Origin of the sequence: Allobosea sp. CRIB-10, assembly GCF_900112185.1 — a bacterium.
Classification (GTDB): Bacteria; Pseudomonadota; Alphaproteobacteria; order Rhizobiales; family Beijerinckiaceae; genus Allobosea.
The window spans coordinates 168912-181598 of sequence record NZ_FOKP01000005.1; the positions used below are offsets into that span (position 1 = coordinate 168912).

The 12687-nt window shown below is 68.1% G+C and carries 17 protein-coding genes; 11 read left to right on the forward strand and 6 right to left on the reverse strand.

The features are described 5' to 3' along the window. Positions 1–69: 69 nt before the first annotated feature. Positions 70–903 (forward strand): sulfite exporter TauE/SafE family protein, encoded by an 834-nt coding sequence (locus BMZ69_RS09365; protein WP_092156462.1) that lies wholly within the window; start codon positions 70–72, stop codon positions 901–903. A 13-nt stretch (positions 904–916) separates the two neighbouring features. Next, a complete protein-coding gene (locus tag BMZ69_RS09370; protein WP_092156296.1) occupies positions 917–1384 on the forward strand; it encodes a GNAT family N-acetyltransferase in 468 nt (155 codons plus the stop codon). Here BMZ69_RS09370 and BMZ69_RS09375 read toward each other — a convergent pair. Together BMZ69_RS09375 and cobS are read right to left on the reverse strand one after the other, a co-directional pair. Further along, entirely contained in the window at positions 1341–1541 is a 201-nt protein-coding gene (locus tag BMZ69_RS09375) for a DUF1289 domain-containing protein (protein WP_092156297.1), read from the reverse strand. The genes BMZ69_RS09370 and BMZ69_RS09375 overlap by 44 nt on opposite strands. Further along, positions 1538–2386: an adenosylcobinamide-GDP ribazoletransferase gene (cobS, locus tag BMZ69_RS09380; RefSeq protein ID WP_244543293.1), complete on the reverse strand. Its 849-nt coding sequence runs from the start codon at positions 2384–2386 to the stop codon at positions 1538–1540. The genes BMZ69_RS09375 and cobS overlap by 4 nt, the downstream gene beginning before the upstream one ends. A 209-nt stretch (positions 2387–2595) precedes the next feature. Between cobS and cobT the strand changes: the two genes are divergently transcribed. Then, the gene (gene cobT, locus BMZ69_RS09385; RefSeq protein ID WP_092156298.1) at positions 2596–3627 is read left to right on the forward strand and encodes a nicotinate-nucleotide--dimethylbenzimidazole phosphoribosyltransferase; all 1032 of its coding nucleotides are present in this window, start codon (positions 2596–2598) and stop codon (positions 3625–3627) included. Between the two features lie 45 nt (positions 3628–3672). Here the strand turns inward: cobT and BMZ69_RS09390 are convergent, their stop codons facing one another. Then, positions 3673–4377 carry a glutathione S-transferase family protein gene (locus BMZ69_RS09390; RefSeq protein ID WP_092156299.1) on the reverse strand — a complete coding sequence of 235 codons (705 nt, stop codon included), beginning with the start codon at positions 4375–4377 and terminating at the stop codon, positions 3673–3675. Positions 4378–4486: 109 nt separating this feature from the next. On the opposite strand from BMZ69_RS09390, the gene BMZ69_RS09395 reads away from it, so the two are divergent. Further along, positions 4487–4834 (forward strand): winged helix-turn-helix transcriptional regulator, encoded by a 348-nt coding sequence (locus BMZ69_RS09395; RefSeq protein ID WP_092156300.1) that lies wholly within the window; start codon positions 4487–4489, stop codon positions 4832–4834. Between the two features lie 20 nt (positions 4835–4854). Here BMZ69_RS09395 and BMZ69_RS09400 read toward each other — a convergent pair whose 3' ends face one another. Further along, positions 4855–6321 (reverse strand): sensor histidine kinase, encoded by a 1467-nt coding sequence (locus BMZ69_RS09400; protein WP_348272461.1) that lies wholly within the window; start codon positions 6319–6321, stop codon positions 4855–4857. A 141-nt stretch (positions 6322–6462) separates the two neighbouring features. Here BMZ69_RS09400 and BMZ69_RS09405 point away from each other — a divergent pair, with 141 nt between their 5' ends. Together BMZ69_RS09405 and BMZ69_RS09410 are read left to right on the forward strand one after the other, a co-directional pair. Continuing rightward, entirely contained in the window at positions 6463–7014 is a 552-nt protein-coding gene (locus tag BMZ69_RS09405) for a thermonuclease family protein (RefSeq protein ID WP_092156302.1), read from the forward strand. Positions 7015–7180: 166 nt separating this feature from the next. Further along, positions 7181–8101 carry an AEC family transporter gene (locus tag BMZ69_RS09410; protein ID WP_092156303.1) on the forward strand — a complete coding sequence of 307 codons (921 nt, stop codon included), beginning with the start codon at positions 7181–7183 and terminating at the stop codon, positions 8099–8101. Positions 8102–8115: 14 nt separating this feature from the next. On the opposite strand, the gene BMZ69_RS09415 is transcribed toward BMZ69_RS09410, so the two are convergent. Continuing rightward, on the reverse strand, positions 8116–8493 hold the full coding sequence (locus BMZ69_RS09415) for a hypothetical protein (protein WP_092156304.1): 378 nt from the start codon (positions 8491–8493) through the stop codon (positions 8116–8118). 223 nt (positions 8494–8716) lie between these two features. Between BMZ69_RS09415 and BMZ69_RS09420 the strand changes: the two genes are divergently transcribed. Genes BMZ69_RS09420 through BMZ69_RS09435 form a run of 4 tightly spaced genes read left to right on the forward strand, consistent with a single transcriptional unit; the run spans position 8717 to position 10891 of the window. Then, positions 8717–9328, forward strand: coding sequence for a glutathione S-transferase family protein (locus BMZ69_RS09420; RefSeq protein WP_092156305.1), 612 nt, complete (start codon positions 8717–8719; stop codon positions 9326–9328). 2 nt (positions 9329–9330) lie between these two features. Continuing rightward, on the forward strand, positions 9331–9792 hold the full coding sequence (locus BMZ69_RS09425) for a hypothetical protein (protein ID WP_092156306.1): 462 nt from the start codon (positions 9331–9333) through the stop codon (positions 9790–9792). Further along, the gene (locus BMZ69_RS09430) at positions 9789–10253 is read left to right on the forward strand and encodes a hypothetical protein (RefSeq protein WP_139219011.1); all 465 of its coding nucleotides are present in this window, start codon (positions 9789–9791) and stop codon (positions 10251–10253) included. Before BMZ69_RS09425 ends, BMZ69_RS09430 begins: the two co-directional genes overlap by 4 nt. Beyond that, positions 10250–10891, forward strand: a complete 642-nt coding sequence (locus BMZ69_RS09435; RefSeq protein WP_092156308.1) for a uracil-DNA glycosylase family protein — start codon at positions 10250–10252, stop codon at positions 10889–10891. Before BMZ69_RS09430 ends, BMZ69_RS09435 begins: the two co-directional genes overlap by 4 nt. 3 nt (positions 10892–10894) lie before the next feature. On the opposite strand, the gene BMZ69_RS09440 is transcribed toward BMZ69_RS09435, so the two are convergent. Continuing rightward, positions 10895–11761, reverse strand: a complete 867-nt coding sequence (locus tag BMZ69_RS09440) for an NAD(P)-dependent oxidoreductase (protein ID WP_092156309.1) — start codon at positions 11759–11761, stop codon at positions 10895–10897. Between the two features lie 171 nt (positions 11762–11932). On the opposite strand from BMZ69_RS09440, the gene map reads away from it, so the two are divergent. Beyond that, complete coding sequence (map, locus tag BMZ69_RS09445) at positions 11933–12685, forward strand: type I methionyl aminopeptidase (RefSeq protein WP_092156310.1); 753 nt, start codon at positions 11933–11935, stop codon at positions 12683–12685. The last annotated feature ends 2 nt before the right edge of the window (positions 12686–12687 follow it).

Consider the following 12687-nt stretch of genomic DNA (forward strand, 5'->3'; position numbering starts at 1 on the left):
GCCGGCTGAACCTTGCCCTTTCCGGTGAGGGAGCTAAGAGCACTCCGTCTTTTCCAGATTGAGTGCATGATGATCGCTGGCATTGCCTTGAATGACTTGATTTTCCTTGCGGTGTCGCTGGTCGCGGCCGGCGCTGCCACTGGCCTGCTCGCTGGTCTGTTCGGCGTCGGCGGCGGCGCCGTCATCGTGCCGGTGCTCTACGAGGTCTTCAAGGCCATCGGCGTGCCGGACGAGGTGCGCATGCCGCTTGTCGTCGGCACCTCGCTGGCGGTGATCATCCCGACCTCGATCCGCTCCTACCGGGCCCATCTCGCCAAGGGCCTGGTCGATACCTCGATCATCAAGATCTGGGCGGTGCCGGTCGTGCTCGGCGTCGTCGGCGGCAGCGTGATCGCGCGCTACGCCCCGCCGGACGTGTTCAAGGCGGTCTTCGTCGCAGTCGCCTTCGCCAGCGCCATGCGTCTGCTCTTCGCCTCCGACCGCTGGAAGCTTGGCGACACCATGCCTGGACCGTTCCTGATGCGCATTTACGGCCTGGTTATCGGTGTGCTTTCGTCCCTGATGGGCATCGGCGGCGGCCAGCTCTCCAGCCTGTTCATGACCTTCTATGGTCGGCCGATCCACCAGGCGGTTGCGACCTCCTCGGGCCTCGGCATCCTGATCTCGATCCCGGGCGCCCTCGGCTACATCTATGCCGGCTGGCCGAAGATGGACCTCCTGCCGCCGCTCTCGCTCGGCTATGTCTCGCTGATCGGCTTCCTGCTCTTCATCCCGACCTCGATCTGGACGGCGCCGATCGGCGCGCGCCTGGCGCATCGCCTGTCGAAGCGCCGGCTGGAGGTCGCCTTCGGCATTTTCCTGCTGGTGGTCTGCGCCCGCTTCTTCTGGTCGCTGATCGCCTGAGCGGGAGACGGGTATGGTTGCCGTCCGTCCCTGCGAGGAAGCCGATCATCCCGCCCTTGCCCAGCTGATGGGCGCGATGCAGGCGCACTACGGCGTGCCTCGCCCGCCGGACGATGAGATCCGTGCCGGCCTGGCGAACCGGCCGGCGGGAACCGAGCTGCTCATCGCCGAGCATGACGGCAGAGTCGTCGGCTTCGCTGCCTTCTCGGCGATCTACCCCGGGCCGGGTCTCAAACCCGGCTTCTTCCTCAAGGAAATCTATGTGGCGGAGGCAGCCCGTGGCCTAGGCGCCGGCAAGGCGCTGCTCGCCGAACTGGCGCGGCTTGCGTTGGGGCGCGGCTTCGGCCGGATCGACTGGACGGCGGCGCGCGACGATGAGCGCCTGCTGCGCTTCTACGAGAGCCTTGGCGGGAAGCAGCACCCGGAAAAGGTCTTCTTCAGGCTGACCGGCGAGGGGCTTGCCCGTCTCGCGGAGGGCTGAGCCGCTCGTCCAGTGTGGCCATGATCGCGAGCCGCTCGGCCTCCGAGAGCCGCGACCACTGCGCGATCTCCTGCAAGGTCCGTCCGCAGCCCTGGCAGAGCTTGCTCGCCGGATCGATCACGCAGACCTTGATGCAGGGGCTGGAGACCGCGCTCATCGCCCGCCCCAGCCGATGACGATGGCGAGGCCGAGATAGATCGCGATCTCGCCGAGCTGTTGCGCCGCGCCGAGGATGTCGCCGGTCTGGCCGCCGATCAGGCGGATGGCGGTGCGCGATAGCCAAAGCGTGGTCAGCGCTGACACCGCGAGACCGAGCACGATGCCGGTGAGGGGGAGGGCGCCGGCCGCGACCAGGACCAAAGCGAGCCCGGCCGACAAGCCGTAGGCGACCGGCAGCACTGACCGCTCGGGCTGTCCGACCGCGGCAGAGGCGCCGTCGCGCCGGGTTGGCGGGGTCGTGGCGAGGATGCGGAGGCCCTCGACGCGCGACCAGGGCGCGGCGACGAGGACGGCCGCCGCGACCGTCCAAGCGCCGGCCCCTTGCAGGATCGCGGCGAGCGCGCTCACCCGCAGCAGCAGCGACAGGCCGAGCGCCAGCGCTCCGAAGGTGCCGACGCGGCTGTCCTTCATGATCTCCAGCCGCCGCTCCGGCGTATGCCCGCCGAACAGGCCGTCGGCCGAGTCGGCGAGCCCATCCTCGTGAAAGGCGCCGGTCGTTACGACGAGCGCGGTGACGGCGAGGGCTGCGGTCAGCAAGGCATTGACGCCGGCAAGGCCTGCAAGCAGCGCGATCAGCGCCGCCGGCAATGCGATCACCAGCGCTGCGAAGGGCAAAGCCCGCGGCACCAGCTGGAAGTCCGGCAGGGCATGCACGTTTTCGCCTGGCAGCGCCGGCACCGGCAGGCGCGAATAGAAGCGGATGCAGGTCGCGGTCGCGATCAGCCAGCCCGGCCAGGCGGGCGGCGTCACCTGCGTCGCATCATCGCTGTCGGTTTGCGTCACGCTGCCCCCGGATTGTCTTCGTCCGCTCCAGCCTATAGCAGCAGCGGCTGCGCGGCGGCGATCTCGTGCTGCCCGATTCTCTAGATCATCGCGCGTCCGAACAGACGCGGTCACGATGATCTATCACATTGTTATAGCATCGGATTATTCCGAAAAGTGGATTCCACTTTTCGGTCCGATGCTATAGGTTTTCAAGATCGGCTCCTCAGATGTCTGCGATGCCCGCCTCCGGCCTGCCCTTCGACGATATCCGCAACCTCATCGCCAACATGCCCGGCCCCGATATGGCGGCGGCCAACACGGTGCGCGCCCGCGATAAGGAGCTGACCAAGCCGGCCGGCAGCCTCGGGCGGCTGGAGGAGATCGCCGAATGGCTCGCCGCCTGGCAGGGCAAGGCGCCGCCGCGGGTCGACCGGCCGCTGGTCTGCGTCTTCGCCGGCAACCACGGCGTCGTCGCCCAGGGCGTCTCGGCTTATCCCCAGAGCGTGACGCGCCAGATGCTGGAGAACTTCGCCGCCGGCGGCGCCGCGATCAACCAGATCTGCGCCGCTTATGATCTCGGCTTCAAGGTCTTCGATCTCGCGCTCGACCTGCCGACCGGCGATTTCACGGAAGGAGACGCGCTCGACGAGCGCGCCTGCGTCGCGACCATGGCCTTCGGCATGGAGGCGCTCGCCGGCGGCGCCGACCTGCTCGCGCTCGGCGAGATGGGCATCGGCAACACCACATCGGCCGCCGCGATCTTCGCCGCGCTCTATGGCGGCGGCGCGGCCCAATGGTGCGGCCGCGGCACCGGCGTCGACGACGAGGGCTTGAAGCGCAAGATCGCCGCGGTCGAGGCCGGGCTGAAGCTCCACGCCAACCATCTCAGCGATCCGCTCGAAGTGCTGCGTCGCTTCGGCGGCCGCGAGATGGCGGCGATCTGCGGCGCCATCCTCGCCGCCCGCCTGCAGCGCATTCCGGTGATCCTCGACGGCTATGTCGTCACCGCCGCCGCCGCGATCCTGCACGCGCTCGACTCCTCCGCGCTCGACCACTGCATCGCCGGTCATCTCTCGGCGGAGGGCGCGCATGCGCAGGCGCTGGTCAAGCTCGGCAAGCAGCCCCTCCTGGCGCTCGACATGCGGCTCGGGGAAGGGACGGGCGCCGCACTCGCCGCCGGGCTTGTGAAGGCAGCGGCCGGGGTCCATTCCGGCATGGCGACCTTCGCCCAGGCGCAGGTCTCGCAGAAGGGCGAGTAACGAAAAAGACGCGCCGGACATCGAGCCCGGCGCATCTTTGGCTCGTCAGGCGCCGAAGCGCTCGATCACCTCGGCCAGTGGCATGTGCCCCTTGAAGGCGCCCTTGCCGGCCGGCGTCTCGCCGTTCTCCAGCGCAGCCGCGAAGGTGACAGCTGGATCCGCCTCGACCCGCTGGCGCAGCGCCTGCAGCTTCGGCCAGCGCGAGATGTCGGCGACCTCATGATACTCCAGCCAGCGCGCCACGCCGGCGAGCAGGCCGTCGGCGAGGCTGTGCTTGTCGCCGACCAGCCAGTTCCCACCGTCCAGCATCTCTTCCAGCCGGTCGTGGCGTTCGATCACCTGCTCCCGCCCGAAACGCCGCAGCGCCGCCTCGAAGTCGGGGGCGGGCTCGGGCAGTTCCAGCGCGACCCAGAGCGGGGTGAAGGCGCCGGTGAAGCCGGTGTTGAGGAAGCCCATCAACTGGTGCATCCGGTCGGCTTCGGCTGAGAGCGGATCGAAACTGATCTTCCGCTGCGTGTCGCGCGCCTCGAGATAGGCGGCGATCGCCATGGTCTCGGTCAGCGGGCGGCCCTGATCTGTGATCAGCACCGGGGTCTCGACGCGCTGGTTGATCCGCTTGTAAGGCGGCTCGCGCATCTCGCCGAGCATGTCGACGCGGCTCAATTTGTAGGGCTGGCCAAGCCATTCGAGAGCCGCGACCAGGCCCATAGACGTGCCGGACGGGTAGCCATAAACGAGGATCGGTTCCATGTTGCGTTTTCCATTGGGGTCGGGAAACGCTGCGCAGCGGGGTGGAACCTAGTCGCTCGCCGCCCCAAGTAAATTACGCACTTTTCTGTAACCAGGCGCGGAACGGATCATGAAGGACGTCGTGTCCGACTGCTCGATCGAGAGCGTCATGCGGGTATTGAGCGGCCGCTGGCCGACCCTGCTGCTCTACTATCTCAAGGACGGGACCAAGCGCTTCAACGAGCTCCGGCGCGATAATCCGACGGTGTCGCACCGCATGCTGGCGCTGGAACTGCGCAAGCTCGCGGCGGCTGGCATCGTCCGGCGGATCGACCATGACGGCTACCCGCGCCGGGTCGACTATGAGCTGACGGAAGCGGGCCTGCGTCTCGTGCCGCTGATCGACGCGCTCGGTGACTGGTGGGAGGAGGTCGAGGTCGAGCGGAAACGTGCGGCAGGCGTGCGTCACGCCGCGTAGCGCTTCCGCGGCAGGAGAGCTTAGGCCGCTGAGCGCTCGCCGGGCTGCGGCAGGGCCGGCAGCGTATCCATCACGCGTTCGGCCGGCAGCGTGATCGTGACTTCGGTGCCGGCGCGGGGGCTCGACTTGATGCGGAAGCCGCCGCCATGGAGGTCGATCAGCCCCTTCACGATCGGCAGCCCCAGGCCCGAGCCCTGTTCGGCCGTCTTGATCGCCAGCGAGCCGCGTCCGAAGGTCTGCATCACCACCGGGATCTCGTCCTCGGGGATGCCGGGGCCGGTATCGGTGATCGAGACATATTGTCCGCCGGTCGCGGTCCAGCCGACCTTGATCGAGATCTCGCCACCCTGCGGGGTGAACTTGATCGCATTCGCCAGGATGTTGAGCACGGCCTGGCGGATGGCTCGCTCGTCGGCCCAGATCCGCGGCAATTCAGGCTCGGTCGCCTGGCGGATCGTCTGGCTCTTGGCCTTGGCGCGCAGGTTCAGCATGTGCGCCGCATCGTCAGCGATCGCGGCGAGGCTGATCGCCTCCTCGTTGAGTTCGTATTTGCCGGATTCGATGCGGGAGAGGTCGAGGATCTCGTTGATCAGCGCCAGCAGGTGCTGGCCGGAGGAATGGATGTCGCCCGAATATTCCTTGTAGGAGCCATTGGCATGCGGGCCGAACACCTCGTTCTTCATCACCTCGGAGAAGCCGAGGATGGCGTTGAGCGGCGTGCGCAGTTCATGGCTCATTGTCGCCAGGAAGCGCGACTTGGCAAGGTTGGCCTCCTCCGCCTTGCGCCTGGCCTCGTCGGAGTTGGCCTTGGCGGTTTCCAGCTCGGTGATCAGCGCGTCCTTCTCGGCCCGGAATTCGATCGTCTCGACCGAGGTCGAGTAGAGTCGGTTGGTCAGGAAGATGAAGAAGAGCTGGGCGCAGGCCGCCATCAGCAGCATGGTGACGCTGTCGATGTCGCTGCGCCCGCTGAAGGAGAGGACGATCGCGCCGACGATCGGCACGAGGCCGGAATAGACCGCAATCGGCATCGTCGCAGCGAGCGTGACCATCAGCGCGCTGACGATCAGCAGCGTCGTCATCAGGAAGAAGCGGGCGCCGGGCGCATCGACGCCGACGAAAAGCCCGGCAAGCAAGGCCCAGGACAGGCCATGCAGCAGTTCGGCGGCGGGCAGGAGCTTGCGCCAGAAGCCGACGCGCGCGGCAGCAGAGGGCTCGGCCAGGAAACGCCGGCACAGCACGGCGGTGACGCCGGTCGACAGCACCACCAGCGTGAGCCAGCCCGAGACCGTATAGAACGGCACCCAGACGCACGCCGCTGCCGCCACCAGGAAGGCGAGCAGCAAGGTGCCCGCCGAACCGTTCAGCCGATACTGCGCGAAGACGCGGACGAGCTCGTAGTCGAAGGCGCGCTGCAGCCCGGTCGACGAGGTCAGCTTCTCGCGCGCCGACCGGACCTCGCGGTTGATCAGCTTGCGGCGCGCGAGCACGGTCGGATCGGGTCCGCGACCGCGTTGCACCTGTTCGGCTGTCAGTTCCGCCATGGTCCGAAGGCAAACGCTCCCGCCCGGCGGCGCAACCGTCGCGCCCCGGCTCGCCATGATTGGCGAGAAATCGTTAAGCTTGTCCTGATGGCGCGCTTCGGATTCAGGACAAGCAATTACGGACCGTTCGGCTGGCGGCGGGTCGGCCGCTCGGTCGACTTCGTCGTAGCCCTTGGATTCCTTCTGCTTTTGGCGATCGCGGGCGCCGTTCTGCAATACCGGCTCGGCTCTGGCCGCAACCTCGCCGGGGCGGCCGAGGCGATCGATGGCGATTCGTTGCGGCTGCTTGGCGAGGAGCTGCGCCTGGAAGGTATCGATGCGCCGGAATATCGGCAGATTTGCCGCGACCGCTCCGGCGGCGAGGTCGCCTGCGGCCGGCAGGCACGGCGCGCGCTCGCCGCCATGCTGGCGCTCGGCAATGTCAGCTGCACGGTCTCGCGGGCCGATCGCTATGGCCGCGGGCTGGCGCGCTGCAAGCAGGGCGATGCCGAGATCAATGCGACGCTCGTCCGCCAGGGCAATGCGGTCGCCTACGGCGCCTACCAGGCCGAGGAGGCCGAGGCGAAGGCGGCCGGGCGCGGAATCTGGGCGTTGAGTTTCGAGCGGCCGGAGCAGTGGCGCAAAAGCCATCCGCGCTGAGCTGCCGGGCGGCCATGCGGATTCCTCAATCCCGCTGCCGGCTCAGGTATTTTCGTCTCCGGCAATGGCGACCTAAAGAAGGATCCTCTTTCCGCCTGCCTCAATGCTGGATTCGCCACCGGATGACACCGCTGCCCGCTCGGCCGCCCGCTCGTGAGTTCCTGGCATGATCGGCGCGATCCTGCTCGCTCTGGCGCCGATCGCGCTCCTGATCGCGCTCGGCCATGCCATGCGCCGCCTGCGCTTCCTGCCGGACTCGTTCTGGCCGCAGGCCGAGCGCCTGAGCTATTACGTGCTGCTGCCGGCTCTCTTCATGCACGCTCTGGCGATGGCCGATCTCAGGGGGCTGCCTGTAGCCACCCTGGCCCTCACCCTGATCGCAGCGATCATCACGGTCTCGGCGCTTCTCGTGTTGGCCAAACGTTGGCTCGGCTACAGCGACGCCGCCTTCACCTCGGTCTTCCAGGGCGGCATCCGCTTCAACAACTATGTCGGCTTGAGCGCCGCGGGCAGCATGCTGGGCCCATCGGCCCTGCCGCTCGCGGCCGTTGCCAACGCCGCGATCGTGCCGACCGTCAACGTGATCTGCGTCCTGGTCTTCGCCCGCTGGGGCTCGGCCCAGCCGACGCTGCGTGGCATCCTGCGGGGCCTCGCCCTCAATCCGCTATTGATGTCCTGCGTGCTCGGCATCGCCATCCAGCTTTCCGGCCTGGGCCTGCCACCCGGCGTCGAGGGCTGCCTCAAGGCGCTCGGCCAGGCCTCGCTGCCGATCGGCCTGCTCTGCGTCGGCGCGGCGCTCGACTGGGGCGCGTTGGGTCGCGGTCTGAAGCCGGCGCTGGTCGCCTCCGTCGCCAAGTTCGTGCTGATGCCGCTCACGACCTATGCGGCCTTGAAGGGCTTCGGCCTCGGCGGCCAGGCGGCGACGCTCGCCATCTTGTTCCAGGCGCTGCCGACGGCCTCCTCCTCCTATGTGATGGCGCGTCAGCTCGGCGGCGATGCGCCGCTGATGGCCGGCATCTGCGCGTTGCAGACCGTGCTGGCTGCGGTCGCGGTGCCGCTCGCGCTGATCCTGCTTGCGCCTGGATAGAGTTGCCGTGCCGCTCACATCACGCCGACGGTGATCTTCGTTTTCTTCGCATGGGCCGCTCTCGGCGCGGTGACCAGATAGGTCGTATGGAAGCCGCCCACTCTCTCGGAGGCGGTGAACCAGAATGTGCGGGTCTCGTCCTTGGGGACGCGCAGCTTCAGCTTGCCCTTGACGCTGACATCGTCCGCGTCGGAGTTCACCCAGGTCGAGAACTTCATGTTCGTCGGCGAGACGAAGACATCGGCCTGCAAGGCCGTGACCTGGAGCTCGGCCCATCCGTCCTTCATCAGGATGATGTTGAACTCATGGCTGCTGGCGGTGGACCTTTCCCCGAACGAGGGAGCGCTGGCGGCTTTGCCGCCGAAGCTGGCGATCTCGGTCAACTTGGCCATGATGTCCCTCCGGACGCTCGATGCGGGAGCGTCGGAGCATTGGAGAGGGAAACGCGCCGGCGTTCGTCGTGCGAATGCATGAGATCGCCGCAGCCGCGGGACTTCGGCGTTATGGGCGTGGCGAGCCGCAGCCATGTTCGTGCCGTCTTGTCCGGCTTTGTCTTGACAGGGCAAGCTCGCCGCCCTGAATGCGGCTGTGGCGTCCTGGGCGAAGAGGCAAGGCATGAAGCTCTATGATGGCGGGCGCGCGCCCAATCCGCGGCGGGTCCGCATCTTCTTCGCCGAGAAGGGCTTGCCCTTGCCCGAGCTCGTCCCGGTCGACATCGGCAAGAAGGAGCATAGGACGCCGGAGTTCACCCGGATCAATCCGTCGCAGCGCTTGCCGGTGCTGCTGCTGGAGGACGGGACGGCGCTCGCCGAGACCATCGCGATCTGCCGCTATATCGAGAGCCTGCACCCGGCGCCGGCCCTGTTCGGCGCCGCTCCGAAGGAGGCGGCACTGATCGAGATGTGGAATCGCCGCATCGAGCTCGGGCTGTTCACAGCAGTCGCGGCCGTGTTCCGCCACAGCCACCCCGCCATGGCCGAGCTCGAGGAGCAGGTGCCGGAATGGGCCGAGGCCAATCGCGAGCTGATCGACGATCATCTCGTGCTGCTCGACCTCCAGCTCGGCGCCAACCGCTTCGTCTGCGGCGACGAGCTGACGGTGGCCGACATTACCGCCGGCATCGCCATCGATTTCATGAAGCCCTCGCGCATCCCGCTGCCGGAAGACTTCGCCAATATCCGGCGCTGGCATGGCGAGCTCTCGGCCCGGCCGAGCTGGAAGGCCTGATCATGCGCCTGCTGGCGGCCCTGCTCGCGCTGATGCTCCCGCTCGCCGCTGCGGCGGCGGAGAAGCTGACGGGCGAGCAGATCAACCGCGCCTTCACCGGCAACACCGTCAGTGGCCGCTATACCGGCGGCGGGTTCTTCACCGAATACCACGATCCCGACGGCCGGGCGCTCGGCAATAATGGCTGGCAGGAGAACCGCGACGCCTGCTGGATCACCAAGGGTGACGCCGTCTGCTATTATTACGGCCCGCCGGAGGAGCGGACGACGCATTGCTTCACGGTCGAGCTCACCGACCGGCTCTACATCCTACGCAATCTCGACAATGGCCGGATCAACGCGGTGGCGACCATCGAGCTCGCGAACCCGCGCAATCACAGCGATGGCGGCAAGCCCTGGTACTGCGACGGGCTGATCTCCCGCGGCCCGCAGGCGCCGATGTCGCGGCGGGTGGCCGCACGGTGATGCGGCTCCGCGCGATCGCGGTGTTCCTGCTGCTGTGCGCCGGTGCGACTGGCGCCGGTGCGGTCGAGCGGCTAACCGGCCAGGACATCCGCCAGCTTTTCGAGGGGAACACTGTCGCCGGGCGTTACAGCAATGGACCGCCGTTCAGCGAATACCATCACAAGGACGGCCGCGTGACCGGCCATAACCGGCACGTGAACAACACCGACGCCTGCTGGACGACGACGGAAGACGCCGTCTGCTACTATTACGGCCCCCATGAGACGCGCCGGACCTATTGCTTCTGGGTCGAGCGCAGCGGCACGCTCTATGTGCTGCGAACCTATCGCTCGGGCCGCATCAACGGCGTCGCCACCATCCAGCCCGGCGATTCCGAGAAGCACGCCGCCAAGGCGCCGCCCTGGCATTGCGACGGGCTGATTTCGCAGCACCCCGGCGGGGCGCGCTTGGCCGGTCGATGAGCGGGCAGGGGGCCGGCTCGCCGGAGGCGCTCGACGACGTTCTCGCCGACCTGCGCGCCTGCCGGATCTGCCGGGACGAGCCGGTCCATCTGCCGCGCCTGCCGCATGAGCCGCGGCCCGTGATCCAGGCTGAAGCGAGCGCGCGCCTGCTGATCGCAAGTCAGGCGCCGGGAACGCGGGTCCATGCCAGCGGCAGGCCGTTCACCGACCGCTCCGGCGACCGCCTGCGCGACTGGCTCGGCCTTGATCATGCCCGCTTCTACGACGCCTCGCGCGTCGCGATCGTGCCGATGGGGCATTGCTTCCCCGGCCTCGACGGCAAGGGCGGCGACCTGCCGCCGCGCCGCGAATGCGCGCCGGCCTGGCGAAGCCGCGTGCTCGCCGGTCTGCCGAACATCGAGCTCGTGCTGGTGATCGGCCGCTACGCTCAGGCCTGGCATCTCGGGGGCAAGGCGGCCGCCGACCTGACGGCGACCGTCGCCGACTGGCGCAATATCGTCGCCGGGGAGCGCCGGCCGCGCATCCTGCCATTGCCGCACCCCTCCTGGCGCAACAATGGCTGGCTCAGGAAGAACCCCTGGTTCGAAACCGAGCTGGTGCCGGTGCTGCGGGCGGAGGTGGCGCGGCTGGTCGGCTGAGCCTTACGGCTCCAGACGCTTCAGCAGGCTCGAGGTGTCCCAGCGCCCGCCGCCGAGCTTCTGCACATCGGCGTAGAACTGGTCGACCAGCGCGGTGACGGGCAGGCGGGCATGGTTGCGGCGGGCTTCGTCGAGCACGATGCCGAGATCCTTGCGCATCCAGTCGACGGCGAAGCCGAAATCGAACTTGTCGGCGTTCATCGTCTTGCCGCGGTTCTCCATCTGCCAGGAGCCGGCGGCGCCCTTCGAGATCACCTCCAGCATCGCCTCGACATCGAGCCCGGCGCGCTTGGCGAAGTGGACGCCTTCGGACAGGCCCTGGACCAGGCCGGCAATGCAGATCTGGTTGACCATCTTGGTGAGCTGGCCGGATCCGGCGGGGCCCATCAGCCGGCACATGCGCGCGAAGCTGGCGATCACCGGCTCGACCTTGGCGTACACAGCCTGGTCGCCGCCGCACATCACGGTCAGCACGCCGTTCTCGGCTCCCGCCTGGCCGCCGGACACCGGCGCGTCGATGAAGCCGAAGCCGGCGGCGGTCGCCGCGGCGTCGAGCTCGCGCGCGACATTGGCCGAGGCGGTGGTGTGATCGACGAAGACCGTGCCCTTGCCCATCGCGGCGAAGGCGCCACCTTCACCGATCGTCACCGAGCGCAGATCGTCGTCATTGCCGACGCAGCAGAACACGATCTCCTGGCCCTCGGCCGCCTGGGCCGGCGTCGGAGCATAGACGCCCGCATGCTGCGCCACCCATTTCTGCGCCTTTTCCGGCGAGCGGTTGTAGACCGTGACATCATGGCCCTTGGCCTTGAGATGGCCGGCCATGGGATAGCCCATCACGCCGAGACCGAGGAAAGCGACTTTGGCCATGAGGTGCTCCGCTGCATCGTCGAAAAGGTCATTGCGGCTTTAGCGCGCCGGGGAAGGCGAGGGAAGCGATGCCGATGCGATTGCAGCGATCGTGATTCCGCAGGGATCGTGCATGGGGAGGCGGCAAGGCGCCCGCTTGCCGCCTTCGCCGAAATCGGTCAGGAACCCGCCATGACCATCACCAATGACGACGAGCTTCAGGGGCTGCGCGAGATCGGCCGTATCGTCGCCGATACGCTGGCGGCGATGGGGAAGGCGCTCGAGCCGGGCATCACCACGGCCGAGCTCGACGCGATCGGCCGCGACATGCTCGAGCGGCACGGTGCGCGGTCGGCTCCCGAGACCGTCTACGGCTTCCCGGGCGCGACCTGCATCAGCATCAACGAGGAGGTCGCGCACGGCATTCCCGGCGGGCGCCGGATCCTGGCGGGCGACCTCGTGAACATCGACGTCTCCGCGCAGAAGGCGGGCTATTTCTCCGATACGGGCGCGTCCTTCACGGTGCCGCCGGTCGATCGCCGCATCGAGAAGCTGTGCCGCGACGGCAAGCGCGCGCTCTGGGCCGGGCTCGGCCAGGTCGGCGCTGGCAAGCCGGTCGCCGGGATCGGCGAAGCCGTCGGGCGCTTTGCCCAGAAGAACGGCTATACGCTGGTGCGAAACCTCGCCAGCCACGGCATCGGCCGCTCGCTGCACGAGGAGCCGAAGGAGATCGCCACCTGGCCCGAGCGCTCCGAGCGCCGCGTCATGCAGAAGGGGCTGGTCTTCACCGTCGAGCCGTTCCTGTCGCTCGGCGCCGACTGGGCCGAGCATGCCGAGGGCGACCGCTGGACGCTCTATTCCGAACCGCGCGCGCCGACGGTCCAGTACGAGCACACCGTGGTCGCGACCGCCAACGGTCCGCTGGTGCTGACCTTGCCGGGCTGAGC

What these genes read in the sequence shown, in the direction of transcription:
- BMZ69_RS09365 (WP_092156462.1), top strand. Translation starts at nt 70, where the DNA reads ATGATCGCTGGCATTGCCTTGAATGACTTGATTTTCCTTGCGGTGTCG.
- BMZ69_RS09370 (WP_092156296.1), top strand. Translation starts at nt 917, where the DNA reads ATGGTTGCCGTCCGTCCCTGCGAGGAAGCCGATCATCCCGCCCTTGCC.
- BMZ69_RS09375 (WP_092156297.1), bottom strand. Translation starts at nt 1,541, where the DNA reads ATGAGCGCGGTCTCCAGCCCCTGCATCAAGGTCTGCGTGATCGATCCG.
- cobT (WP_092156298.1), top strand. Translation starts at nt 2,596, where the DNA reads ATGTCTGCGATGCCCGCCTCCGGCCTGCCCTTCGACGATATCCGCAAC.
- BMZ69_RS09390 (WP_092156299.1), bottom strand. Translation starts at nt 4,377, where the DNA reads ATGGAACCGATCCTCGTTTATGGCTACCCGTCCGGCACGTCTATGGGC.
- BMZ69_RS09395 (WP_092156300.1), top strand. Translation starts at nt 4,487, where the DNA reads ATGAAGGACGTCGTGTCCGACTGCTCGATCGAGAGCGTCATGCGGGTA.
- BMZ69_RS09405 (WP_092156302.1), top strand. Translation starts at nt 6,463, where the DNA reads ATGGCGCGCTTCGGATTCAGGACAAGCAATTACGGACCGTTCGGCTGG.
- BMZ69_RS09410 (WP_092156303.1), top strand. Translation starts at nt 7,181, where the DNA reads ATGATCGGCGCGATCCTGCTCGCTCTGGCGCCGATCGCGCTCCTGATC.
- BMZ69_RS09415 (WP_092156304.1), bottom strand. Translation starts at nt 8,493, where the DNA reads ATGGCCAAGTTGACCGAGATCGCCAGCTTCGGCGGCAAAGCCGCCAGC.
- BMZ69_RS09420 (WP_092156305.1), top strand. Translation starts at nt 8,717, where the DNA reads ATGAAGCTCTATGATGGCGGGCGCGCGCCCAATCCGCGGCGGGTCCGC.
- BMZ69_RS09425 (WP_092156306.1), top strand. Translation starts at nt 9,331, where the DNA reads ATGCGCCTGCTGGCGGCCCTGCTCGCGCTGATGCTCCCGCTCGCCGCT.
- BMZ69_RS09435 (WP_092156308.1), top strand. Translation starts at nt 10,250, where the DNA reads ATGAGCGGGCAGGGGGCCGGCTCGCCGGAGGCGCTCGACGACGTTCTC.
- BMZ69_RS09440 (WP_092156309.1), bottom strand. Translation starts at nt 11,761, where the DNA reads ATGGCCAAAGTCGCTTTCCTCGGTCTCGGCGTGATGGGCTATCCCATG.
- map (WP_092156310.1), top strand. Translation starts at nt 11,933, where the DNA reads ATGACCATCACCAATGACGACGAGCTTCAGGGGCTGCGCGAGATCGGC.